General features: G+C 38.3%; 20 protein-coding genes, 1 other RNA gene and 2 pseudogenes. 9 read left to right on the top strand and 14 right to left on the bottom strand.

The window, feature by feature from the left end:
- Positions 1–27: 27 nt before the first annotated feature.
- Both LZ575_RS08080 and LZ575_RS08085 read right to left on the bottom strand, forming a co-directional pair.
- A complete protein-coding gene (locus LZ575_RS08080) occupies positions 28–894 on the bottom strand; it encodes an endonuclease/exonuclease/phosphatase family protein (protein WP_235330204.1) in 867 nt (288 codons plus the stop codon).
- Positions 887–2,111, bottom strand: a pseudogene (locus LZ575_RS08085) (NAD(P)-dependent oxidoreductase). The gene LZ575_RS08080 and the pseudogene LZ575_RS08085 overlap by 8 nt, the downstream one beginning before the upstream one ends.
- Before the next feature lie 124 nt (positions 2,112–2,235).
- On the opposite strand from LZ575_RS08085, the gene ssrA reads away from it, so the two are divergent.
- Positions 2,236–2,635: a transfer-messenger RNA gene (gene ssrA, locus LZ575_RS08090) on the top strand.
- Between the two features lie 570 nt (positions 2,636–3,205).
- On the opposite strand, the gene LZ575_RS08095 is transcribed toward ssrA, so the two are convergent.
- The 3 genes from LZ575_RS08095 to arr form a co-directional block, all read right to left on the bottom strand.
- Complete coding sequence (locus tag LZ575_RS08095) at positions 3,206–3,547, bottom strand: alkaline phosphatase (RefSeq protein ID WP_235330205.1); 342 nt, start codon at positions 3,545–3,547, stop codon at positions 3,206–3,208.
- A 74-nt stretch (positions 3,548–3,621) separates the two neighbouring features.
- Complete coding sequence (locus tag LZ575_RS08100; protein ID WP_235330206.1) at positions 3,622–4,305, bottom strand: alkaline phosphatase; 684 nt, start codon at positions 4,303–4,305, stop codon at positions 3,622–3,624.
- 193 nt (positions 4,306–4,498) lie between these two features.
- Complete coding sequence (gene arr / locus LZ575_RS08105; RefSeq protein WP_235330207.1) at positions 4,499–4,924, bottom strand: NAD(+)--rifampin ADP-ribosyltransferase; 426 nt, start codon at positions 4,922–4,924, stop codon at positions 4,499–4,501.
- A gap of 378 nt (positions 4,925–5,302) precedes the next feature.
- Here arr and LZ575_RS08110 point away from each other — a divergent pair, with 378 nt between their 5' ends.
- Together LZ575_RS08110 and LZ575_RS08115 are read left to right on the top strand one after the other, a co-directional pair.
- Positions 5,303–6,688 (top strand): sodium-dependent transporter, encoded by a 1,386-nt coding sequence (locus LZ575_RS08110; RefSeq protein WP_235330208.1) that lies wholly within the window; start codon positions 5,303–5,305, stop codon positions 6,686–6,688.
- Between the two features lie 241 nt (positions 6,689–6,929).
- Entirely contained in the window at positions 6,930–8,774 is a 1,845-nt protein-coding gene (locus LZ575_RS08115; RefSeq protein ID WP_235330209.1) for a PLP-dependent transferase, read from the top strand.
- Positions 8,775–8,971: 197 nt separating this feature from the next.
- Here LZ575_RS08115 and LZ575_RS22415 read toward each other — a convergent pair whose 3' ends face one another.
- Positions 8,972–9,166, bottom strand: a complete 195-nt coding sequence (locus LZ575_RS22415; RefSeq protein ID WP_255702875.1) for a response regulator — start codon at positions 9,164–9,166, stop codon at positions 8,972–8,974.
- Positions 9,123–14,912 carry a HAMP domain-containing protein gene (locus LZ575_RS08120; RefSeq protein ID WP_255702877.1) on the bottom strand — a complete coding sequence of 1,930 codons (5,790 nt, stop codon included), beginning with the start codon at positions 14,910–14,912 and terminating at the stop codon, positions 9,123–9,125. Before LZ575_RS08120 ends, LZ575_RS22415 begins: the two co-directional genes overlap by 44 nt.
- A 468-nt stretch (positions 14,913–15,380) precedes the next feature.
- On the opposite strand from LZ575_RS08120, the gene LZ575_RS08125 reads away from it, so the two are divergent.
- Complete coding sequence (locus LZ575_RS08125; protein WP_235330210.1) at positions 15,381–15,758, top strand: PleD family two-component system response regulator; 378 nt, start codon at positions 15,381–15,383, stop codon at positions 15,756–15,758.
- 194 nt (positions 15,759–15,952) lie between these two features.
- On the opposite strand, the gene LZ575_RS08130 is transcribed toward LZ575_RS08125, so the two are convergent.
- A complete protein-coding gene (locus LZ575_RS08130; protein WP_235330211.1) occupies positions 15,953–16,153 on the bottom strand; it encodes a hypothetical protein in 201 nt (66 codons plus the stop codon).
- 49 nt (positions 16,154–16,202) lie between these two features.
- Between LZ575_RS08130 and LZ575_RS08135 the strand changes: the two genes are divergently transcribed.
- Positions 16,203–16,793: a YetF domain-containing protein gene (locus LZ575_RS08135; protein ID WP_311196026.1), complete on the top strand. Its 591-nt coding sequence runs from the start codon at positions 16,203–16,205 to the stop codon at positions 16,791–16,793.
- 173 nt (positions 16,794–16,966) lie between these two features.
- Here the strand turns inward: LZ575_RS08135 and LZ575_RS08140 are convergent, their stop codons facing one another.
- Complete coding sequence (locus tag LZ575_RS08140) at positions 16,967–17,881, bottom strand: endonuclease/exonuclease/phosphatase family protein (protein WP_235330212.1); 915 nt, start codon at positions 17,879–17,881, stop codon at positions 16,967–16,969.
- Between the two features lie 163 nt (positions 17,882–18,044).
- On the opposite strand from LZ575_RS08140, the gene LZ575_RS08145 reads away from it, so the two are divergent.
- A complete protein-coding gene (locus LZ575_RS08145; protein WP_235330213.1) occupies positions 18,045–18,554 on the top strand; it encodes a fasciclin domain-containing protein in 510 nt (169 codons plus the stop codon).
- Between the two features lie 124 nt (positions 18,555–18,678).
- On the opposite strand, the gene LZ575_RS08150 is transcribed toward LZ575_RS08145, so the two are convergent.
- The 3 genes and pseudogenes from LZ575_RS08150 to LZ575_RS08160 all read right to left on the bottom strand — a co-directional run bounded on the left by LZ575_RS08150 (position 18,679) and on the right by LZ575_RS08160 (position 20,388).
- Positions 18,679–19,257: a YdeI family protein gene (locus LZ575_RS08150; RefSeq protein ID WP_235330214.1), complete on the bottom strand. Its 579-nt coding sequence runs from the start codon at positions 19,255–19,257 to the stop codon at positions 18,679–18,681.
- A gap of 19 nt (positions 19,258–19,276) precedes the next feature.
- Positions 19,277–19,841: pseudogene (locus LZ575_RS08155) on the bottom strand (DUF4256 domain-containing protein).
- Between the two features lie 127 nt (positions 19,842–19,968).
- Entirely contained in the window at positions 19,969–20,388 is a 420-nt protein-coding gene (locus LZ575_RS08160; RefSeq protein WP_235330215.1) for an Lrp/AsnC family transcriptional regulator, read from the bottom strand.
- Positions 20,389–20,512: 124 nt separating this feature from the next.
- Between LZ575_RS08160 and LZ575_RS08165 the strand changes: the two genes are divergently transcribed.
- Together LZ575_RS08165 and LZ575_RS08170 are read left to right on the top strand one after the other, a co-directional pair.
- Positions 20,513–21,076, top strand: a complete 564-nt coding sequence (locus LZ575_RS08165; protein WP_235330216.1) for a sulfite exporter TauE/SafE family protein — start codon at positions 20,513–20,515, stop codon at positions 21,074–21,076.
- A 16-nt stretch (positions 21,077–21,092) separates the two neighbouring features.
- Entirely contained in the window at positions 21,093–21,230 is a 138-nt protein-coding gene (locus tag LZ575_RS08170; protein ID WP_235330217.1) for a hypothetical protein, read from the top strand.
- An 88-nt stretch (positions 21,231–21,318) separates the two neighbouring features.
- Here the strand turns inward: LZ575_RS08170 and LZ575_RS08175 are convergent, their stop codons facing one another.
- Positions 21,319–22,158, bottom strand: coding sequence for a hypothetical protein (locus LZ575_RS08175; RefSeq protein WP_235330218.1), 840 nt, complete (start codon positions 22,156–22,158; stop codon positions 21,319–21,321).
- A gap of 615 nt (positions 22,159–22,773) precedes the next feature.
- Here LZ575_RS08175 and LZ575_RS08180 point away from each other — a divergent pair.
- A complete protein-coding gene (locus LZ575_RS08180; RefSeq protein WP_235330219.1) occupies positions 22,774–22,950 on the top strand; it encodes a hypothetical protein in 177 nt (58 codons plus the stop codon).
- A gap of 53 nt (positions 22,951–23,003) precedes the next feature.
- Here LZ575_RS08180 and LZ575_RS08185 read toward each other — a convergent pair whose 3' ends face one another.
- The gene (locus tag LZ575_RS08185; RefSeq protein ID WP_235330220.1) at positions 23,004–23,339 is read right to left on the bottom strand and encodes a hypothetical protein; all 336 of its coding nucleotides are present in this window, start codon (positions 23,337–23,339) and stop codon (positions 23,004–23,006) included.
- Positions 23,340–23,692 lie beyond the last annotated feature (353 nt).

Here is a 23,692-nt window from a genome sequence, read left to right on the forward strand (position 1 = left end):
AAACCATAAAGGCAGCCCAGGCTGCCTTTATCTTTTTCCGTTATAGTTCTCTCTTATTTCCGAAAATCTATTTCCACGTAACCAACGCAAATGATCGGATGGGTATTTTAGATCTTTTGAATTAGACAATACCGCATATTTCAGGACTTCAATGTTCTCCTTACTGGTAAAAATATAATCGATCCTTTTAGTTACAGGCTCATTAAAATTATAACCATTGAAGGTACCTTCAGGACCAAAGCTAACTTTTTGACAGACCATTTTGCTATCATTCATTTCTTCAGCAAGTACCACTATTCCTTCCGCGTCCGGCTCAATATTAAAATCGCCCATTAGGATTACAGGAAGATCCTGGGTATTCACTTCATCAATTTTCTTTAGGATGATCTTTGCACTTTCAAAACGTGCCTTTTCACCTTTGTGATCAAAATGCGAATTAAAAACCCAAAATTCCTGATTTGTTTGTTTATCCTTCAGTTTTAGGTAAGTACATACACGGGGTAAGGCTGCATCCCAGCCCGTTGATACTTTAGAAGGAGTTTCAGATAACCAGAAGGTATGGTTTTCCAGAGCCTCTAACTTTTCGGTATCGTAGAAAATGGCCGTGTATTCTCCTTTTTGTTTTCCGTCCTCCCGGCCAACTCCTACATATTCATATCCTGGAAGGTTCTCTTTAAAATGTGCAATTTGAACCAACAAGGCCTCCTGTAGCCCCAAAACATGTGGCTCATAGAATTTCAATTGATTAGTAATATGATTTCTTCTTTTAGACCAGCCGTTTTCTCCGTCACTTTCATTTGCATATCTAATATTATAGCTCATCACTTCTACCTGAGCACTTGCTGAAAAGGTTAAAATCATCAGCAGAAGGGGAATAAAAAATTTTTTAGTCATTGTTTATTAGTTTAAGGTTTCCATCTACGTATTCCTGTAAATATTTGAATTTAGGGGTTAATTTACCATTTATTGTCATTCTTGCCCTTTCCAGAACACCCTCCCTGTCACCATTAAAAAAGGAGGGAATTACATTTTTCAAAAACATTTCCCCAAATCCTTCACTTGCATCCTTTGGCAGTTCACAGGGCAAATTATCTATGGCCATAACTGCTATAGCCGCCTTATTCCGAAAATCCACCTCCCTTTCAGTGACAGGATCGAAGCCATAAAAAGGATCAGCAATGGTTGAAGGTCGAATTGTAGTGGGTATTGGCACTTTAATGTCACAGCTGATATCAGCTATAAATTTGATCCTGAAATCGGGTAAAGTGGCATCAGCGGTTGTAAAAAAATGTGGGGCACCGTCTCCATAGTAATGTCCTGCAATAAATACATCACTTGCTCTTGCAAATCTTAAAAAATTGCCCTCATATCTTTCGGGGTGCTTATAAAATTCTTCATTGCTCCCCCTTTTCCCATCTTTGCGACGATTGTAATCCAAAACATCAATGAGGCAATAGATGGGTTCCTTAAATTCTTTAGTTAGATATTCCTCTACTCCTGCTCTTTTAATATTTAAGTGATCCAGTATTTCTTTAGCTCCCCTGGCAACTTTTCCACTACCTGTAAGAACAAATTTTAAAGGAGGAATTTGAATTTTATCGAGTTGTGCCAACATGGCATTCAGGTCGGGCAGATCTTCAGCTTTTGGAAGTTCATATAAGTTATCTCTTAAACCTATTCCACGAAAGCAATTGTACGCCCCAACAAGACCTGCATATCTTCCGAAGCCAATTAGCCTTGCACCATTCTCCCTGACTATAACCTCGTGATCATAAAGTTCGATATTCTTGTTAAGAATTTCCCGCAACAGGTCCCGGTTGTATGGCTGCTTTTTTATAGTATGTGAAAAGAAAAAGTATTTTTTCCCCGGAATTAAAGCTAAGCAGCGGAACTTCTTTGACTCCCAGAAAAACATCACATTGAGAGACATCTTCCCTCACCTCAAAGCCAGCTTCCCTGTAAGCTTCATCGGGAAAAATTCTAATTTCTGAACTTTCTACGGTGAACCGGGCATCAGGATATTTTTTTACAACTTCTTTTAACTTCTCAGGAGAAAATACCACTCTTCTATCGGGCGGAGTCTTTCGTTCTTTTATAATGGCAAAATGGATTTGTTTTGGCATTGGATTTGCTAAATATGAAGTGTCTTTTCAAAGATATAAATTTTAAACCGTATCTTTGCAGGCTGAAGGAAGGAAGCTAAGCTGATTTTTTTCTGAAAGTTCTTTACATAATGGGGTCGACTTGGATTTGACAGCGAGTCTAATTGAGTTGTAAGCACGTCGAGCGCTGGGATATAGCTCGTAAATCTCATATTTCACACTTTTTAAACGGCGAGAATAACTACGCCTTGGCTGCATAACCGAATTACAGTAGGTTATACTTAATCCCTACAAGGTAGGGAGCTAAGATGTCTCGTGGAAGCCTTGATTTACGGCGGCCACACCAGAGACACCGAAAAAGTAAATATAGGAAGGACAGGGCCTTGATGTTCTTCTGAAATCTAAATGAGGATAAGTGTAAGATTGGTGGTTTTCGGCTAAGTCTTACATCGAAAACCAAGCGAAAAATAAGCGTGTAGAAAGCAGCTGAGTTGCTTGTTTGGACGAGGGTTCGAAACCCTCCGACTCCACTTTACAGCCCGGTAAGCCCTGTGTTTACTGGGTTTTTTGTTTTAAGGTGACAACATGGGTGACAATTATTTGACCCTTAGACCGTAATAAAAACTCTTTTTGATTAAAGATCAAAATGTTGTTAATTGACAGCATTTTGCCCGTATTTCTTCCCTACCTCAATACCGGTCTCACTTTTAAAAAAGTTAACTCCACATACTGAAAATAAATGAACACTGCCATAGGAATTAGAGTCTCTCTCCATACAAATACTGCTAAAATCCAATAAACGTGTTTCGAATACTTGGGATATCCCCTAATTTAAGAGAAACCTTTTGGAAATATTTTGGTTTTCCTTAGACGAGGGTTCGGGAGTTGGTGGGACGAAATTTTAGCCTCTAATTGAAAAACCCAACAGCTGTTATACATACTGCCGGGATTATCTAATAAAAATCTCAAATCCTTTCCTGCTGATTTAGTTGTACTTAGGTTAAATTGTATCAATAAATTCCGGAGTTTTAAAAGTTGACTTTGTTATTCTCTCAACCCTGAGAATTATGACCATAAAACTCCATATGGAATTAATCTGCAGATTATCGTTGCAGTAGTTTCAACATTTTGTCAAATATTGCAGTATTCTCATAGATTCCGGTAAAGTTTTCCGCTCCCGGACCATAGGCAAAAACTGGAACCATAGTCCCGGTATGATAATCTGTACTGAAAATACCTTCAATATTTTCTCCGTCATCACCACCCACAATTGAATAACCACCTGTTTCATGATCGGCAGTAATAATAACAAGAGTGTTGCCATCTTGTTTGGCAAATTCCAGGACTGCTCCAATGGCCTGGTCAAAATCAATCATTTCAGTAATTATTCCTTGGGAATTGTTGTCATGTCCCGCCCAATCAATTTGTGAACCTTCTATATGCAAAAAGAAATTCTCTTTATCTGCGAAATAATCAAAAGCTAATTTTGTTGCCCGGGGTAGAATATCCTTTCTCCCTTTTAAATACTTTCTGGTTGTTTAGCAGCAATAAAAACCGCTATTTTATCATCAAAAGGAGTAGAAACTGCATCTACATCATCAAAAATATGGAAGCCCCTGGCATTTAAGCTATCCAGCAGATTTAATTTATCCTTGCGCTTGCTGAAGAAATCTTTTCCACCACCAACAAAAAAATCTACAGGCGCAGAAAGCATATCCATTGCAATGGCCTCATCCATGCTTCTGGAAGGCTGATGTGCATAAAAGCTGGCGGGTGTGGCGTGAGTTATGGAAGAGGTGGCGATTATCCCTGTAGAATAAATTCCCTTTCCTGCAATTTCCAGGATAGTTTCAACGGAAGTGGTATCGTTATCGACACCAATAGCTCCGTTATATGTCTTTTTTCCGGCAGAAAATGCAGTAGCACCCGCAGCAGAATCGGTAACAAGACCACTTGTAGAGGTAGTTTTACTTAATCCTATATGTTTAAATTCCTCCAGGTGTAGTTTATTATTGTTTCCTATCATTCCAGCCGTAATTTGAGTTAAGCCCATTCCATCACCAACCATAAAAATTATGTTCTTAGGTAAATCAGCCGCCCTTTTTTCATTATTGGGGCTGGTTGCATTAATTTCTGTTCCAGTTTTACAGCTAAAGGAGAAAAGCAGACTAAGAACAATTACAAATTTGTTTTGAAGTTTCATTGGTGATTTTTTATTTTTCTTATTTGTTTAAGTTCTAATATAGGAATTTTACTAATTAAATACCTATTCCAGATTTTGATTATTAACACCCTTGAAGCGGGCTTGAAATATCTGCCATTCTTCTAGAAGACTGGTAGAATTAGAGAAAAAATTGAACGAAGCATTTTGTTAGGTCTGTAAGTGGCCTCCTTCCCTAGTTTATAATTTTTGCTTTAGGATTTGCCTTTAATTTTATCAAATTTTCCTGCCAATTTTTATGTTCTTCCGGTGTTAACTTTACCCAATCGGTTATTTCATCAATTATTTTTAGGGGCTCTCTGCTGCGATAGGAACGGGAGGGATTGCCAGGAAATTTCTTGTCAGTTACATTAGGATCATTTTCAAAGTTTCCAGTCGGTTCAACTACATATACTCTTGGAAACCCGTCGCCCGGTGCCAATTCAGCAGCCAGTCCTGCACCCTGGACCAAAGAAGTAAAATAAATGTGATTCATAATAACCCCGGGATGAAAATTCGATTCAAATCCAGCTGTCAATAAATCCCCGACCTTCAAATCCGCCTTTGTCCCGTGATAAAATGGACCTTCGTCCAATACAGGTAAATGATCTGGTTCTCTCATCCTTTAAAATTTATCCTTTTATCTTTAGTTATTTCTTTCCTAAGCTTCTCTAAACACACATTTTAAGATGTTTTAAACTGCCAACACAATTTACTAATCTACTTAGTACAATATCTTTTTCATTATCCTCCGATTTATAAAAAGTATTAAACAACTAAAAAAGATCCCAAAAAATAATATACATAGTAAGATATATCCAACTGGATAATTAAAATACCTATAGACACCACTTAACAATTAATTCCGGAAAAGAATTTCTGTCCTTTTAAAATGCACTACACACATTTGACCTGTTACAGCTAAATTAATAATTGAATTTAACTGCACATAAAAACACTTCCCTCATTTATTTACTTCCAAATAGTATATTTTTGTAGCATGGCAGCAAGAGGCGGCTTTTCAAGTCGAATTGGTTTTATAGCAGCCGCAGCAGGATCGGCTGTTGGTTTAGGAAATATATGGCAGTTCCCTTATGTGGCTGGCCAAAATGGGGGTGCAGCTTTTTTATTGATCTACGTCTTCTGGATCTTTCTTATAGGCTATCCAATTATGTTGGGAGAAATCACCCTGGGCAGAAGTGCTCAGGCAAATCCTTACGGTGCTTATAAAAAGTACGGTGGAAAAATTTGGGGCCTGGTAGGGCTGTTCGGTATCCTTTCGGGGATCATGATACTTTCCTTTTATAATGTGGTCTCGGGTTGGGCTTTTGGCTATTTCCTGGAAACAGCCTTTGGAAATCTCCTGGAAAATGAGGATCATTCTACCTTCTTTGGGGAATATGTTTCCGACTTTTCTGATAACCTGTGGTTTAGTCTGGGCTTTATGGCCATCACCGCAGTCATTGTTCTTCAGGGGGTCAAAAAAGGGATTGAAGGCTCTGCTAAAATTCTTATGCCCGCACTTTTTGCACTTTTACTGGGAATTATTGTTTATGGCCTCTCCCTTCCCGGTGCAATGGAAGGTGTTAAATTTTATTTGCTACCCGACTTTAGCCTTATTACCGGGGCTACAATTTACTCTGCGTTGGGGCAGGCCTTCTTTTCCCTCAGCCTTGGTATGGGGGGCTTGATCACTTATGGCTCCTACCTCAGCAAAAAAGAAAATATTGTAAGTTCTGCCGGGCTGGTAGCTATTGCCGATACAATGGTGGCATTCCTGGCAGGTTTGATGATCTTTCCACTTGTTTTTTCTCAGGGTCAGTCTCCTTCCGAAGGTCCGGGGCTGGTTTTCGTTGCATTGCCGGGAATCTTTCAGGCCATGGGACCTATTTTAGGAAAAGTCGTAGGTAGCAGTTTCTTCCTGCTGCTGTGTTTTGCAGCACTTACTTCTACCATTTCCTTATTAGAAGTTGCAGTTGCTTATTTCATAGATGAGCGAAAATGGTCACGAAGGAAAGCAGTAATAATTATGGCTACTTTGATCTTCCTTATTGGCATACCCAGTATGTTAGGCTATGGTGCCATTCAAAGTTTAACCCAGTTTACTTTTTACGAAGGGAGCTCCAAGAGTTTTATGGATCTAATTCAGGATGTTTTCTCGGTTATTGCTTTACCTCTTGGAGGATTCCTCCTGAGTATTTTTATTGCTACCCGCTGGACTACTGCAAAGTTTTCCGAAGAAATTAGCAAGGGTGCCGAAAATTATAAAGGTTCTTTTCTGGAAGGATTTCTAAATATTATGATCAAATATGTATGTCCCGTAGTATTAGGTTTTATGTTCGTATTAACAGTATTGCAGAAGTTCTTCAACGTCGAATTGTTTTAAAGAACCCTTCAAAAATAGAGGCTAAAGCTCGAAGAATGGGTACTTAAAAGTTACTTTTCTGTGGGTTTTAAGTTTCTAAACTAAAAAACATAGGTGGTGGAAAGATTCTTTGTTTAGATTTTATGGGCTCCGGTACTATGCTCCTTTTTAACTTCTATAGTTGAAAATTTACCTAATCCCCCCATCGCTTTTTAATTACGTCTTATTCCACCTATCTTTGCCGTTTATTAAAAGCAGAGATATGAAAGAGAAAAAAGTGCTGAATTATATTGGAGACGTATTAAAGAATATGCCAGATGACTGGTTACGGTTAACTACCCATAGACTGGAAATTTATAATGAACAACTGGCCAAAACTCAATTTTTGGAAGAGTTCACGAGTTTATATAATAAGAACAATACTGAACCCTCAGCGCTCAGCGCCTTACCCACTGCATTTGATTATATTCGATTGGGCCATCCTTTATCCTCAGTCCTGGAATGGACTATTGCTAAGCTAATTGATCTAAAACCTGAAAATGTAATAAGTTTTTCATCAAGGACCATCCCCATTTTAGCCGTTCTGAGAAAAAATCTCTTTGATAAAAAGAAAACGCAAATCATTTATGACGGGAAATTACCGGAATTTCTTGATGCTGAAGTTTTAAAAAAAGTTTACGGATATAATTTCGAATTGAAACGAGTTAAGAATCCAGGAGAAATAGTAGCTTTTAACGGCAGTACAATCTTCTTTTCACAGGAAGATAATATGGGCAACGTGGAACTTAATGATAATATTGACTTTTTTATTAGCTCCCATTCTGCTTTCGGAAGTATTTTGGTGGTCAATGCTGCCAGGAATGAAAGTTACATTTCCGAAATTCAGCATGTGAGAAGGAGAGAGACCATTGCTATGACACCAGCTAATTGTTTTTCTGTCTTAAAGCAGTTGATTGGAAATACTTCTTTTGATAATCCTAAAAATAATGTAGCTGAAAAAAGAGCCAGTGTTGTTGATTCAATTCATAAAATAACCGCTACAAATTCAAAAGCATTAATCGCATCTTCCGGACTATCGATCCAGTACGCAATTATGATGGGGCTCATTCATAATGGGTTGGAGAGACACCCGGGAAAACCAATTAAAATCATTGTTCCTCCCAATTGTTACGGCGGAACGAACGACCAGGCAAGAAGGGTAGCTGCTGCTATAGAGAATGTAGAAGTGGTGGATCTATTGGTTGATGGTGATAATGATATGGTTCAAAGTATAAATTTAGTGCTGGATAAAATTGCTGATGAAGATGCTGTTCCATATATAATTGCTGAAATTCCTACCAATCCCAGAGTTGAAGTTCCTGATCTAAAAAAATTGCGTGATGCTTTGAGTAAAGAGCGCAAAACTGCAGAGGGAAATACTGCTATCGATCCGGTTTTTATTTTAGATCAAACTTTTTGTCCTAATGTACAATTCTTAAAGGATGAGGGAATTTTCTCAACCATCAGGACTGTTTCCTATGTTAGCGGATCCAAATTTCCAAGTGGAGGTAAATGTACTGCGGGCTATTGTGTGGCAAATAAAAGAGCTGAAAGTTTAATGGAAAAAATTGACACACATCTAAAACTTTGTGACAACGAGGCAACAGATCTTCAAATTGAAATTTTAGCAGAACAATTGCCTTCTATGAACAGGAGAATTCAGGAGGCTTATATTAATACCCGCGAATTTGTAAACTTTATCAAAAACACTTTACCCGCAGCTAAAATAAATTTTGTTTCAGAAGAACTGGCAAAAGAAGGTTTTACCCCTTCAGTTTTTTCGCTGGATCTCCCTACTAAAGGAAATACTGATGAGGAAAGGGAAAATTATAAGCGGGCATTAAATCAAAAATTGATCGACATGATGATCACAGAGCTACCTCACGAAAGCAAGTATGTGGTAAGCTATGGACAATTAAAAGGTTCTTACTGGACCATACCCGCAACTTCCACACAGGGAACCACTAAAGAAGACGACAAAGATTATATTGCCCGGGTATCCATTTCTCCCGATTTAGATCTTGAACGGCACAAAAAGGTGTTTGCAGATTTTGTTGAGCAAATATGATATTGTCGGATAGTTGTTATTACCCCCCGCTTTTGGGATTACTATTCCACATTTTGCATCGACTGTATTTTATTTTAAACTATGAGAGTAGACTTTTAAGATGCAATTAATTTAAATAAACAAGGGATCTTTTTTCCCATAAAAGATCCCTTGTTTATTTAAAATTCTTCAGCTAAGATTAAGCTATATTTCGATTTTTATTGGTTTAGCCATAATCTCACTACGTCCAGTAGTTTATTTATATCTACAGGCTTGGTAAGATAATCATTGGCGCCTGCTTCAAGGCTTTTAGCTTTATCTTCAGGCATTGCTTTAGCGGTTAATGAAATTATAGGAAGATTTTTAAAATCAGCATTTTTCCTGATTTTTGATGAGGCCTCGTATCCGTCCATAACTAAGCATCATTACATCCATCAATATAATATCAATATCTTTTTCTTTCTCTAATTTTTCTATAGCTATTTTACCATTTTCCGCAACCACTACTTTCATACCTGAGTCAGAGAGGGTTTTAGATAGAGCATAAGAATTACGCTCGTCATCATCTACTAAAAGTACTTTTTTATCTTTTAATACGTGCTTTGGATCATGGAGATCAGCCATCACCTTTTTCTGTCGGGTAGAAAGTCTGCTTTCATCACTGTGCAATAATAAAGAAACCTCATCAAGAAGCGTTTCAGGGGAAGTGGCTCCTTTTATTAAAATGCTGTCTGTAAAGGTGGTTAATTCTTTTTCTTCCTTTTTCGAAAGTTCTTTACCTGTATAAACCACCACAGGTGTAACATCTGCCTTTCCAAAAGATTCCAGTTTTTTAAGTATTTCAAAACCAGAGAGATCCGGCAGATTCAGGTCGAGAATTATACAGTCAAAATTCCGGGACTTCATCTGGTTTACTGCCTCTTTTCCGGTTACAGCTGTAGAGATTATTACATCCTTATTTTCCAGAATACTTTTAACGGCCTTTAAGGTTCCCTCATCGTCTTCAACGATTAAGATTTCTTTCTGCGGGGAAGTATGTAATTTTTCAATCTTTTGAATGGCACCTTCGAGATCTTTAAAAGAAACCGGTTTTAGACAGAATCCCATAGCCCCCTTACTACGAGCCTCACGTCTTTGATCTTCTACTCCCAGAAGGAACACCAGTACGTGCCGGGTTTTTAAGTTGAACTTTAGATGATCCAGAACGGTAAGTCCTTTCATATCTATAAGTTGTTCATCAAGTAGAATTCCATTAGGCTGAAATTGGGCGGCAAGTTTCATTCCTTCTTTCCCATCTTTGGCAAAAAGGAATTTATAGCCTTGTTTCTGAATTATTCCTTTTACTATGTCAGCAAAAAAAACGTCACCTCCCAGTACCAATACAGAAGCTTCGGAAATTTTTATAGTATCTCTGTCATCAGAAATATCGGCTTCCATATTAGCTTCAGATAAACTTTCGGCAATTTCTGTGACATCATTATTACGCATATTTGCATAACCCGGATCACTATAAGAGGACATAGCATCTTCCATCTCCTTTATAGGTGCGTTAGTAAGATCTACAGGAATATATACTTTGAAGACGCTGCCCTTTCCTTCCTTACTCTTAATATGGATCTCACCTCCCAATAATCGGGATAGTTCCCTCGAAATTGTTAATCCCAGTCCGGTACCTCCGTATTGACGACTCGTACCTCCTTCTGCCTGTTGAAAGGCCTCAAAAATCATCTGGCGCTTACCTTCTGGAATTCCAATTCCTGTATCTTTTACAGATACTTCCAGAACTTCAGATCCCGGCAGGGTGATCTCCTGAAAGGTAAATTTATCACCAGGTTTACATATAGATACTTCTACCGAACCTTTTTCAGTGAATTTAATAGCGTTGGAAATAAGATTTTTTATGATCTGTTCCAGTCGCTGACCATCAGTAATTATTTTTTCAGGAGCATTCTTTTTAGATTCAATGGTAAACTTCAGTTTCTTGGATTTTGCCAGTGGCTCAAACTGGTTTTGCAAATTGGTTACAAGGTTCTCTACAAGAACTTCTTCAGGATGAATTTGTAACTTTCCGGCTTCTACTTTAGAAAGGTCCAGAATGTCATTAATAAGGTTTAGCAGGCTTAATCCTCCTTCATAAATAATACTGGCAGCCTTTTGCTGATCTTTGTATAAATTCCCTTTATTATTATCACTAAGGTCCTTGGACAGAATAAGAAGGCTGTTCAATGGAGTCCGTAATTCATGGGACATATTAGCCAAAAATTCTGATTTATACTTGCTTGCAAGCTCCAGTTCCTTGGCTTTTCGTTCTACCTCTACCCTACTGAATTGCAGGTCCTCTTTCTGCATTTCAAGATCTGTGGTCTTTGATTCCAGATCTTCATTGGCCATTTGTAATTCCTTACTCTGGATCTTCAGTTTTTCCTGTTGTTTCAACAGCTCTTCAGATTGTCGCTGTGACTCTTCCAGCAGATCCTTCATTTTCTCCCTGTCCAGAGCAGAGTTAGTAGTAATGGCAATGTTCTCTCCTACGGATCGCATTAATTCCAGCTGGTTATCATTAAAGGATTTAAAAGATCCTATCTCGATCACTCCCTTTACTTCCCCATCTATCATAAACGGCTGGACGAGTATGTGCCGGGGTTTTTCTTCTCCCAGGCCTGATGACACACTGATGTAATCATTAGGAATTCCCGAAATTATAATAACTTCTTTCTCCAATGCCGCCTGCCCCACAAGACCTTCTCCAAAATCAAAAGTGGTTTTTAAAGATTTTCTTCGGGTAAAGGCATAGGACCCGGTCATTCTTAATTGTTTCCTTTCGTTGTTCTTTTCTGCAAGATAAATCACGCCCACCTGCCCATCCAGATACTTAGTGAGATAGGAAATAATATTTTTAGAAAGGGTAAGAAGATCCTGTTCTCCCCGCATTCTATCATTAAGTCCCGCCTGTCCTGTTTTAATCCAGGCTTCGTTTTCATTCTCTTCTGAAATTCGTTTCAAGTTCTCAGTCATCGAGTTCAGGGCGATACCTAATTGATCTGCCTCACTTCGAAGCGGCATCTCAATTGAGAAGTTTCCTTCAGCAATGGTATTAGCTGCTTTTACAATTGTCGTGAAACTGTCAACCATCGCATTGATGTTGTTCTTTAGTTCCTGTACCTCTCCTTTTACCTCCACATCAATTTTTCTGGAGAAATCACCCCGGGCAAGGGCGGTTGAAACGCTAGCAATATCCCTTACCTGCGAGGTTAAGTTACTCGCCATCTGGTTTACATTGTCTGTAAGATCTTTCCACGACCCCGCTACGTTAGGTACTTCGGCCTGCCCACCCAGAATACCTTCTGTTCCCACTTCACGGGCCACGTTAGTTACCTCATCTGCAAAAATGTTTAAGGCATCCACCATGATGTTAATAGTAGTGGAAAGTTCCAGAACTTCTCCTCCTTTTCCCTGTTCTGAAATTTTTTGTGATAAATCTCCGTTTGCAACTGCAGTGGTTACCGAAGCAATCTCCCTTACCTGAGTTGTAAGGTTACTGGCCATTGTATTCACATTATCAGTAAGACCTTTCCAGGTACCTGCGACATTTGGCACCTTTGCCTGTCCACCCAGCATACCTTCGGTTCCCACTTCGCGTGCTACCCGGGTTACCTCTGCGGCAAAAACGTTCAGCGAGTCCACCATCTGGTTGATAGTGTCTTTTAGTTCGGCTATTTCTCCTTTTACATCAATGGAAATTTTTTGCGAAAGATCTCCGTTTGCAACCGCAGTTGCCACATTGGCTATTTCCCGTACCTGGCTGGTAAGGTTACTCGCCATGGTATTTACGTTACCTGTAAGATCCAGCCAGGCTCCTGCCACATTCGGAACTTCTGCCTGGCCTCCCAACATTCCTTCGGTACCCACTTCACGGGCAACACGTGTTACCTCATTGGAAAGGATATTAAGCGAATCCACCATTGTATTAATAATGGTTGAAAGTTCCAATACCTCTCCTCCCTTTTCTTCTTCGGAAATTTTCTTGGAAAGATCTCCGTTTGCCACCGCTTTGGTTACGGAAGCAATTTCCCTTACCTGCGTCGTAAGATTGGAAGCCATCGTATTCACATTCTCGGTTAATTCCCACCAGGCACCTCCAACATTGGGAACCTGTGCCTGACCGCCCAGAATTCCTTCAGTACCTACTTCCCGGGCAACCCTGGTTACCTCATCGGAAAATATGTTGAGGGAGTCCACCATGGTATTAATGGTTTCTTTTAACTCTGCTATTTCACCTTTGGCTTCAATGGCAATTTTTTGTGCAAGATCTCCTTTTGCAACTGCAGTTGCTACATTTGCAATTTCCCTTACCTGGGTGGTAAGGTTAGAAGCCATGTAGTTCACATTATCGGTTAGATCTTTCCAGGTTCCGGCCACATCCGGCACGTCTGCCTGTCCTCCCAGAATTCCTTCGGTTCCCACCTCACGAGCCACACGAGTTACCTCGTCAGAGAAAATATTCAGGGAATCCACCATCTGGTTAATGGTATCTTTTAATTCTGCTATCTCTCCTTTTACGTCAATAGTAATCTTTTGGGAAAGATCCCCATCTGCTACAGCGGTAGCTACATTTGCAATTTCCCTTACCTGGGTAGTAAGGTTACTTGCCATGATATTTACGTTATCAGTAAGATCTTTCCAGGTTCCTGCAGCACTTGGAACAGTTGCCTGTCCTCCCAGTTTTCCTTCGGTACCTACTTCCCGGGCCACACGAGTTACTTCAGCAGCAAAGAGGGTTAGAGAATCAACCATGCTATTGATCGTATTGGAAAGAACCAAAACTTCTCCTCCTTTTCCTTCTTCTGTAATTTTCTGAGAAAGATCTCCCTGGGCCACAGCGGTAGTTACCGAGGCAATTTCCCTCACCTGATTCGTCAGGTTATTTGCCATTGTATTTACATTGTCGGTAAGGTCTTTCCAGGTTCCGGCAACATCCGGTACAGTTGCCTGCCCGCCCAGTTTACCTTCTGTTCCTACTTCCCGCGCAACCCGTGTTACCTCATCAGAGAAAATATTCAGGGAGTCAACCATCTGGTTAATGGTGTCCTTTAATTCTGCTATCTCCCCTTTTACATTGATGGAAATTTTCTTTGAAAGGTCACCATTTGCAACTGAAGTTGCCACTCCGGCTATCTCCCGTACCTGTGCTGTAAGATTGGAAGCCATAGTATTTACATTGACTGTAAGATCCTTCCAGGTTCCGGCAACATCCGGTACATCGGCCTGACCACCGAGCTTTCCTTCCACCCCCACTTCCCGAGCCACATTAGTAACTTCTGCAGCAAAGATGTTCAGGGAATCCACCATTCGGTTAATAGTAGTAGAGAGACCAAGAACTTCCCCTCCTTTTCCTTCTTCTGTAATCTTTCGGGAGAGATCTCCATCTGCAACCGCTGTGGTTACTCGGGCTATTTCCCTTACCTGCTCTGTAAGATTACTTGCCATCTGGTTCACATTGTCTGTAAGATCTTTCCAGGTTCCCGAGACATTAGGTACACTTGCCTGTCCTCCCAGTTTTCCTTCTACTCCCACCTCCCGTGCCACCAGGGTCACCTGTTCTGCAAAAATGTTCAAACTCCCCAGAGTTCGGTTAATAACATCGGCCATTGCCCTAAAGTCCCCTGTTACCGTAAGACTAAATTTATCTTCCAGTTTTCCGGCGGCAATACTATTAAGAATGCGACTTACCTCAAGTACAGGTTTTGCAATAGCTTCAATAAGAATGTTGATGTTATCGATCATATCCTTCCATACCCCTGTGGAAGCCTTAAACTCTGCCCTGGCATCCAGGTTTCCTTCAATACCTCCTACCCTGGATATCCGCGATACCTCGGTACTAACACCCCCAATCATTTCCACCATCGAATTGTAAGCTTCCGCGAGATCGGCAAATTTGTCATTTCGTTCCTTTGATAGTCGAACAGAAATATCTCCTTCCCTAAAAGCTTCCAGTGCAAAAATCAGCCTGTCTAGCTGCTCATGCACGTATTCGTTATCCTTAAACATTTCACTATGAGGAACTCTTTTTGCTTTTTTAGCAAGGGAGCCTTTCCGGGGAGTTGTTTTACGAGCAGAAATTTTATTATCGGGTTTAACGGGTGCAGTTGTCTTCGGCATTTCTCTATGGGGGTTTAATACAATTAGTATTTAAGAAAAAGGTCAATAATTATTACAAATCAACGAATGGTAAAAAAAACACTTTAAATCTAAAAAATATGTGAAATTAATGTGAAAAAAGAAAAAATCATTAAGATTTGATTTGGGCCAGAGAAGTCTAGGACTAGATTGGCCTAATTAAACAACTGTTAAAACCATTCTCTTCTTTTTTCCTGAAAGTTTAAGTAAAGATTATGTTTAGTAAGATTAAGTAAGCTTGTGGTTTATAGTTTTATTCCTATTTTTGGCAGCAGCAAAGTTCTTCATTTACTAATTTCAAGTGATTTAATAGTAGTGTGATTTTTTGCACCTGACTTAAAATTAATAAACTGAGATACTAATGTTGAAAATCGGATTTATATGTTCCATTTAATAGAGGGTCTGCTATCAGGTTTTGACCTCCTGTATTAAAATTTGATAAAAGGCTAAATGAAGAAAATTTTATTAGTAGAGGACGATGAATTTTTGGGAATAATTCTTAGTGACCATCTCCAAATGAATGGATTCAAAGTAAACCTGTTAAGATTACCTGCAAAGGCGGTCGAAAATCTACAGAATGATTCCTTTGATCTGGTTATAATGGATAAGAGATTAAACGGTCTTGATGGAACTTTAATTTGTGCAGCAATTAGAAATACAGATAATATTTCAGACATACCTATTATGATGATGTCTGGGGAAGATGGGGCCAAAGAGGATTGCCTTGCCGCCGGAGCCAATCATTTTCTACCCAAACCTTTTGACGTGGAAAGTCTTTTAAAAGGTATTGATGCTACTATAAAAAAAGCAAAGGAACATCAGGAATAAATACCTAAAACAACGGAAATAATATTTCTTGAACTGAATCTTTCTTTTCTGTTTTAAAACAGAAACTGAAAATCTGAAATTATTCCTGCTATGAATAATATTAGGATGCACAAGCAAAGGATCAGCCACATTTTAAAGACAAAAGCTGCCTTTCTCTGTACCTCTACAGAAAATTCTTTTAGTTCCTCCTGAATTTATAACCTTGATAATACTTTATCAATTCCAATTAAACTTGCTTCTCTCCCTTTGTGGGTTACCACCAGTTTATCACCAACCAAATCTATAAACTCATATTTTAGAAGTTCATTAAGTATTTGAACCAGGGAATCTTCAGCCAGAATTGAAACTGCATCCCCTTTTTCTATTCTTTTTATAATTTTTTCTATTGATGTCATTGTTTCCTATTCCAGATAGTAAAATAACAGCAGCTACAGCAGTTAATTTATGATACACATCATACTGCTAATATTTATTCATAGATTTAGTTTTCAAATAGATGAGCATATGGAATGGATATTTGACAAAAGTGATCCCCTTTTAGAAACAGTACTGGGAAGTATTTTATTATTCCTGGTTATTATCCTGTTGACGAGAATTATAGGCCTGAGATCATTTGCAAAATTTACCGTTTACGATTTTGCTTTCACCATTGCTGTTGGTAGTATTATAGCCTCTACACTAACTTCCAGTACATCTATTGTTCATGGCTCTGTAGCAATAGCGAGTCTTCTTTTCCTGGCTTTCTTATTTTCAATATTGCAAAAAAGATTCCCTGCTTTAAGTTCGGCCATTTCAAATAAACCGCTGATGTTGATGAAGGGAGAGCATATAATTGAAGAAAATTTAAGGTATGCAAGAATTGAGAGATCCCAGCTAATCGCCAAGTTAAGGGAAGCTAATATCATTCATGTAAACCAGGTACTTGCTGTCGTTCTGGAATCTACGGGAGATATTTCAGTTTTGTACAAGTCTGAAAATACAGGAGATCAAACTGTTGACAGCATAATTTTGGAAGGGATACGGGAAAAACCCTAATATCATAATTCAAATTTGTTAGAATCTGCAGGAATGTACAATCTCTCTTTTCAATAACAACTCCAAATTTTTCTGAGACCACTACTTATTCAGATAACACAAATTCAGCCAATACAGGAAAGTGATCTGAGCCAAAATCAGGCAGTCGCTCCAGGTTTAGCAATGAAAACTCACTAAGTTACAAAAAAATGATCTAAAGGCCAGCGAAGAAAACTGGAATTGGCATCGAAAGTATTGTATAATCCCCTGCCAATACGCACATTTTTAAGGGCTCCTGTTCCCTCAAATAATCGGGAAGTATGTGACCAGGAAACGTCATTAAAATCTCCTGCCACTACAACAGGAAGTTTTTGATTTACTACCATTTCCCCCACTTTTAAAAGTGCCACCTCCTTTTCCCCCTGATTATCCGGATATTTTCCGGAAGGTACTGGTGCCACAGGATGAACTCCAAAAAAAGAAAAACTCTCTCCCGACTTTAATAGGACTTCAGCATAAAATGAAGGTACATTATCCTTGTTTAAAAACATGACTTCCTGATTCTTCAAAGGATATTTTGAATAGAGAGCCATTCCGTAGGCATTATCCAGAGGAAGTATCATCGTATAAGGGAACTCATTTTTAAAAACCTGAAGTTGCTCAACCCACCACTTATTTACTTCCATGGCCAGCACCATGTCAGGATTTGCTTCTCTTACTATGTCTATATATTTTTCAGAATTTCTATTGGTGATCAAAACATTGGCAATTAGAATTCCTACACTTCTGCCTTTATTTGAAGCTCCATTTCCTGCATCAGGAACGGTTTTACTTCCTATGTAGTAAGGCAGGATTACTTTTCCCTGGATAAAAATAGAGGCCAAAAGACCCAAAACCAGGAAGGCTGAAGAAAATTTCCATTTCTTATTTATAATTAAAAAAAGAATAAGAAAAATGACTGCAAACAGTAAATACTGTAGCCGCGGAAAGTCCAAAATTTTAAAATACCAGAATTTTAAATCGTGAATGAGGGAAAGAAGACTAAGTATTACGATGCAGGTACTTAAACCGATAAGCAGGTAAAGCAGAATAGAATTTGGCCGTTTCATAAAGGATTGGTGTGTTCGGAAACTCTAAGGCTTAACCCTTAAACTATTATTAATTTTTTTTGTACATCTAAGGAAAAAAGGTAATTTAAGAAAAACCATTCATTAAAATAATACTTTAAATATGATAAATCCACAATTTAAATTAACAGTAAAATTTATACCCTTGATCCTTATATTTATCTTTTCCGCCTGTAAAGACAATGAGGTTCGCCCTGTACCAGATATAGAAGAAGAATACATTGAGGAGGTTGCAGAGCCGGAAGGAAAGGATATTATGCAAACCTTGAAAAGTGAAGCTGAATTAAGTAATTTTGCAATGCTTATGGAAGCTGAAGAATTGCCTTTCTATATGACGGACGAGCAGTTATTCACCGTTTTTGCACCTGATAATAACGCATTTCCTGCTGATGAAAAAATGGGAGAGCCAGATTTGCTTTCTAATTACTTTGTAAAAACTTCTTATACACCCGAAGAACTTTTACAAATTGCAGTTACAGACTCCTCCTCAAATTCCTTCATTAATTCGCTTAGTGGTGAAAAAATATATTTAAAAAGGGAGGGTGAAACCTTGCAAATTAAAGGCAGTTCTGGGAAGGAGGCTAAAATTACTAGAAGCATCCAGGCCTCCAACGGAATTATTCATATTATTGATAATTCCTTATGGCCAATTTAATTCATAGCTCCGAAAGACGGTATAATTACATTACCGGGGTTGTTAGGGATAACAAATTATTACATCCTGAAGATCCTAATACATTCCCCCCAGTCCTGGGCACAACCTATTAATGAGAACTTACTCACCTTACGCCTGGTCTCATTTTCAGGTTCTCGTTACAACATTTGATGATTTCTGAAATTCGCTTCTCCCGGGTTGTAGTTCTTTTGGCAGAATTTAACCAGTACAGATAATTTTTTCTGTAAGAGCGGCTAAAGGCTGAATAATTTTTAAATGCAACAGGATGGGTTTCAAAAGCAGCCAGTAAATCTTCAGGAATGACCAAATCTTCAACATCATCAAGTGCAATCCAGGAGCCGTCTTTCTTTGCTGCTTCTATTTTATAAAGTCCGCTTTCGTGCATCAGGTCCAAATCAATCAACTCCTGAACATGAACCTTGTTTACCTTACTCCAAACACTTTTAGGTTTTCTTGGAGTAAATAATTGTTTCCTCTTCTCGTCATCTATTCGTTTCGCAGTAGAATCAATCCATCCATAGCAAAGAGCTACTCTCACAGCTTCTTCCCATCGCATAGAGGCTTTAACAGAACTTACCCGGTAAAGGATAAGGTAAACTCCTTTTGAAGTTGCGTGATTTTCCTGTAGCCATTCCCTCCATTCATTATCTGTTTCAAAATAAAGCTCGGGTTTTGGAGTCATTTATAAAGGAATAATGTCATTAAATTTTTAAAGATCCGCGAAATCCCCGGCTGGCGTAATAAGATTGTGCTCCATTGTGGTAAAGAAAAACCTGGTCATAACGACGATCGCAGAAAACGGCACCACCCAGCTCTCTGATTTTTGCAGGAGTTTTCACCCAGCTGGAAGTTTTCAAATCAAATTCGCCCAGTTTTTGCAGTTCCCGATACTCTTCCTCGGTTAAAATCTCTATTCCCATAAAAGCAGCCATATCCACTGCACTATTTTTCGGCTTGTGTTCCTTCCGGGATTCTAAAGCTTCGCGGTCGTAACAAAAACTTCTTCGGCCCTTTGGACTTTCAGCCGAGCAATCGTAAAAAATATATTCCCCGGTCTTCTTATCCTGCCCAACGACATCGGGCTCTCCTCCGGTGTTTTCCATCTCGTAAAGAGAATTAAGTTTATCAGACTTCGCTTTTAACCTTTCTTCTACTTCCTCCCATTTTTGCGATTTATGCTTAGCCTTTGTTCTTCCCGAAGCGAGCTTTTAAGGTTTGCAAAAGTTCTTCCTGTTCTTCTAACGATAAATTCTTTTTTGCATTCATATGCGTGAACTGAGAGTAATTAATATTGAAAGTTAAAAAAATTTTTGAATTTTCTTTAAAAATGGAAAACTCCTATAAACAGGAAAACAAATCTCTTTTATAAGAAAGTAAATTCTATTCTTTATGCCTACTCCTTCCCTACTTTAGACAGAATCAGGTGAGTTGTTGGCTCGCCAAAATTGATCAGCTTATCGATAAACTGCTGCAAATGCAATTGATCCTTAAGGGCTACTCTCATATGTATATTATGCTGCCCTGTAATCCTGAAGGCCTCTTTTACTTCGGGATAAGAATTTATTTCAGAAAGAGCAGTTTTAAACTTCCCGCTAAAGATCTTAAGCATTATAAAAACCTCCAGGCTATTTCCCAACATTGACTGGTTTAGGCTTAGGGTGTATGCTTTAATCACTCCGCTGTCTTCCAGTTTCTTTACGCGTTCTCTTACTGAAGACGGAGATAAAAAGATTTTTTTACCGATTTCAGCATAAGGCAATCGGGAGTTAAGTTTTAAGATATTAATAATCTTGCGATCGATCTCATCTACCATTCTTTCAATTGTTAGAGAACTAAAAATACAAATTTTTGACTGAAAAAAGGATTTTTCCCCATTGAATCCACTTTAAGGAAATCCTGATATCACTTAATTTTGCAACCTGAAAAACTCTTCTCTAGTGGATATATTTTTACTTGTAATACTGGCTATTGCGATTTTTTGTGGCTTCTTTGTTCAAACCCTGGTTGGATTCGCAGGTTCGTTAGTTGCTTTGCCAATACTTCTAATTGCTTTAAAATTACCAGATGCAATTGCTTATATATCAATATTCTATCTCTTTTCCAGTTCCTTTATGGTATTTAAAGAATGGAAAAACATAGACAGGGATACCATTCTTCGGTTAAGCCTGGCATCAGTTATTGGGGTTGTTCTTGGAATCATAGTTCTTAGTTACACCAAACCCATAGTTTTACAAAAAGGTCTTGGGATCTTCATTCTGCTCTATGTAGCATATGTTTTATTTGGCAAAAATGAACTTATCCTGGGACGGAAAACAAATTTAGCGTTTGGAGTTCTTGGTGGGTTCTTTGCCGGGGTCTTCTCAACAGGGGGCCCTCTTTACGTTATAAGCGTAAAAAACACTGTTCAGGAAGCCAGAACTTTTAGAGCAACTATGATAGGAGTATTGGCCCTGGTGACTTTGGTTCGTGTCTTAAGCATTAAGCATCAGTGGTATTCTTAATCTTCAGCATGTGAAAATGAGTTTGATGATATTGCCTGTTTTCATTCTTGCACAATTCCTGGGAGTAAAGCTTTTTCCCAAGATCAATAAAGCCCAGTTTAGAAACATCCTGTTAATCCTGCTCTCCTTATCGGGTGTGTCCCTGATCCTGTAAAACATAATAATTTTCAAACTTTTACTGCAGTAGTGATTTCCTGTTCCTAATATTCCTTCCTTTTTCTGAAAGACCTGCAGCAAATTTTTTAAACAGAAATAAGATTATTTTTAAAATGCTTTACAGGCTCAATTTCCCCGAAGATCCTTGTAGCCAGTTCATTGATCTCAGGATCAAACAAATCCTGAAATTCAGGATCTGCTGCATATTTTTTCCACCTGTCGTTCACATCCATTTTATGAGCCATCCCAGAAAATTTTGTGCCATCAAAAGAACTGCCACCTGCAACTTCTGTAACTTCTTTAAATCCTTTATCGGTAAAAGGAATTCCAAGTTCAATTGCAAGTTTTTCCCTGTAGTCCCTGCTTCTTGCCCATAAATTGAAGTTGATGAGAATCTTATTCTTAAGGTAATTTTTCTCTCCTAAGAATTCCCGGGCGTGCTGTTTGTAAAGCCTCTGAAGAGTAAGTAAAGAAATTGGTTTAGAACCATGATGAGTGTAATGTCCTCTAATTAGTCCTGATTTTAAACGGCTTGCAAAAAGGTTGTAGGGATCCCGAAGCAAAAGAATATCCTTCCTTTCCTTTGATTCTCCCGTCCATTCTGTTTTTTTCTGCTGAAAAAATTTACCATTTAAGGGACCAAGAAAACAATCTTCGTGGTTATATAAAAGAAAATCCTTGGATGAAAATTTTCCTGTTTTCTCCTGATCCAGATTAAAATCGCGGATATTAGTCCTGTACACGTCACCATCTGCATTTAAGGGCCTTACTGTTGAGAAAGGATTGTGTTTGGGTTCTGTACAATTGAGGAAACAATAACGGCCTTCCAGTTGATTAATAATCCAGTTTATTACCCCGTGATTTCCACTTCTTGATAGTCCTACAAGTCTAAATTCTTTTTTATTCTGAAATACTTCCTCCTGCATTTTCTTTTCTGTTTTTCGTTCTTCATTACTTCCACCTTTTTCCGGCTGGAAAAGTTTTCAATTTAAGACATTTTGACCTTCTTTAAAAATCTCTAAATCCACCTGAAGCGCCTTCTATTGCTACGGCTACACGAAATAATATTTGCCAAAAACCCTTGATATACAGTGCCTGAAGTCTTTCTTTTTATTTAATTATTTATAGTTCGGTTTTAAATCTTAATATATAACTACAATTAAGTGGTCTTAAATCATCGGGAGCAGGAGCATTGGCCTGCAAAATCTAAGTTTTAAAAGGAAAATCCTAAAAAATCAAAGGCAGATATAATCAAAATTCTATAATACTGGAGTTTTTGCAGCCTGCTTACAGAAACAGTTTTCAAACCCTTAAGCCGGGGTAAGAAAGCGAGTTGGATGGGATCGGTTAAGTACAAACATTCCTTTACATACACTCCCGACGCTAAGCAGGGCAACTGCATTACTCGGTAATACTGAAGCTGCTTACAACCAGGATGGCATTTACATACTGCTCAAAACCCTTTGACAGGCAAGGAATAGATAACAACTATTGCTAAAGAATTAGGTAATGAAACACGATTTCAACTGGTGTCCGGGATCATGTTGAAACTAATTGGCATTTTTGTTCCTTTTATGCGGGAACTGCCGGAAATGCTTTACCAGTACAATAGAGATTATGTCTTCGAAAGTGAGAAATTTGAAAGACGGTTTAACATTAAACCCACGCCATATCCCGAGGGAATCAAAGAAATTGTAAACATCGATTATAAAGTCTGACTTCCTGAGAAGGAATGAAAACTCCTGAACTCATTCGACTTTCAAAATTAATTTTAAACCGCCACTGCAGCAAAACCAACAGCTAAAAGTAGCAATAACGCAAGACCCAATAACCATTTTTTCCTGTTTCGGTCTTTATTTAAAATAGTAATAGCAGGGGATCTTTTAGAGATATGCGAATTCTGAACCTGTAACTCTTTTTCCCGATTAATAATCTTGTCTACACCTTCCACTTTTGCCTTTTTACCTTTCTCGGTCAAAAAAACTTTTTCATCTTTTAGTGTGACCAGATCGTGCTTCATTAATTCATTAAATCGGGGGATTAATTTTTCTTCAGAAAGAATAACATCGGCTTCCCCTTCTTCAATGAGTTTCAATAACCTGTCCATACAATTTAGTTGTAAATAGTAGTATTATATATATAAAGTTAAAAATTCATGAAGAAATCTATAAATTTTTCTTTGTTAATGTTCAGCTCAAATTTTATTTAATTAATAAATATACTGCTTAAAGAACTCCTGAAGGAAAAAGACTGTGCAAATATTTTTTCAATTACTCCAGAAGTCCCTTACAGGTTAAATTGCCAACTTCCAAAAAAACAGTAACTTTAGAAAAAAGCCTCTTAATTATCCAGAATACACACAAATTCCTAAATAAAGAAAAGAGGATTTTAGGTTTTTATAAAAAATTGCTGCTATTATCATTTTTTATCCATTAACGCCAAAGACAGGAGTAAGTACCT

It is taken from the genome of Antarcticibacterium sp. 1MA-6-2 (assembly GCF_021535135.1).
In the GTDB taxonomy this organism is placed as follows: domain Bacteria; phylum Bacteroidota; class Bacteroidia; order Flavobacteriales; family Flavobacteriaceae; genus Gillisia.

What these genes read in the sequence shown, in the direction of transcription:
- LZ575_RS08080 (WP_235330204.1), bottom strand. Translation starts at nt 894, where the DNA reads ATGACTAAAAAATTTTTTATTCCCCTTCTGCTGATGATTTTAACCTTT.
- LZ575_RS08100 (WP_235330206.1), bottom strand. Translation starts at nt 4,305, where the DNA reads ATGAAACTTCAAAACAAATTTGTAATTGTTCTTAGTCTGCTTTTCTCC.
- arr (WP_235330207.1), bottom strand. Translation starts at nt 4,924, where the DNA reads ATGAGAGAACCAGATCATTTACCTGTATTGGACGAAGGTCCATTTTAT.
- LZ575_RS08110 (WP_235330208.1), top strand. Translation starts at nt 5,303, where the DNA reads ATGGCAGCAAGAGGCGGCTTTTCAAGTCGAATTGGTTTTATAGCAGCC.
- LZ575_RS08115 (WP_235330209.1), top strand. Translation starts at nt 6,930, where the DNA reads ATGAAAGAGAAAAAAGTGCTGAATTATATTGGAGACGTATTAAAGAAT.
- LZ575_RS22415 (WP_255702875.1), bottom strand. Translation starts at nt 9,166, where the DNA reads ATGGACGGATACGAGGCCTCATCAAAAATCAGGAAAAATGCTGATTTT.
- LZ575_RS08120 (WP_255702877.1), bottom strand. Translation starts at nt 14,912, where the DNA reads ATGCCGAAGACAACTGCACCCGTTAAACCCGATAATAAAATTTCTGCT.
- LZ575_RS08125 (WP_235330210.1), top strand. Translation starts at nt 15,381, where the DNA reads ATGAAGAAAATTTTATTAGTAGAGGACGATGAATTTTTGGGAATAATT.
- LZ575_RS08130 (WP_235330211.1), bottom strand. Translation starts at nt 16,153, where the DNA reads ATGACATCAATAGAAAAAATTATAAAAAGAATAGAAAAAGGGGATGCA.
- LZ575_RS08135 (WP_311196026.1), top strand. Translation starts at nt 16,203, where the DNA reads ATGATACACATCATACTGCTAATATTTATTCATAGATTTAGTTTTCAA.
- LZ575_RS08140 (WP_235330212.1), bottom strand. Translation starts at nt 17,881, where the DNA reads ATGAAACGGCCAAATTCTATTCTGCTTTACCTGCTTATCGGTTTAAGT.
- LZ575_RS08150 (WP_235330214.1), bottom strand. Translation starts at nt 19,257, where the DNA reads ATGACTCCAAAACCCGAGCTTTATTTTGAAACAGATAATGAATGGAGG.
- LZ575_RS08160 (WP_235330215.1), bottom strand. Translation starts at nt 20,388, where the DNA reads ATGGTAGATGAGATCGATCGCAAGATTATTAATATCTTAAAACTTAAC.
- LZ575_RS08170 (WP_235330217.1), top strand. Translation starts at nt 21,093, where the DNA reads ATGAGTTTGATGATATTGCCTGTTTTCATTCTTGCACAATTCCTGGGA.
- LZ575_RS08175 (WP_235330218.1), bottom strand. Translation starts at nt 22,158, where the DNA reads ATGCAGGAGGAAGTATTTCAGAATAAAAAAGAATTTAGACTTGTAGGA.
- LZ575_RS08180 (WP_235330219.1), top strand. Translation starts at nt 22,774, where the DNA reads ATGTTGAAACTAATTGGCATTTTTGTTCCTTTTATGCGGGAACTGCCG.
- LZ575_RS08185 (WP_235330220.1), bottom strand. Translation starts at nt 23,339, where the DNA reads ATGGACAGGTTATTGAAACTCATTGAAGAAGGGGAAGCCGATGTTATT.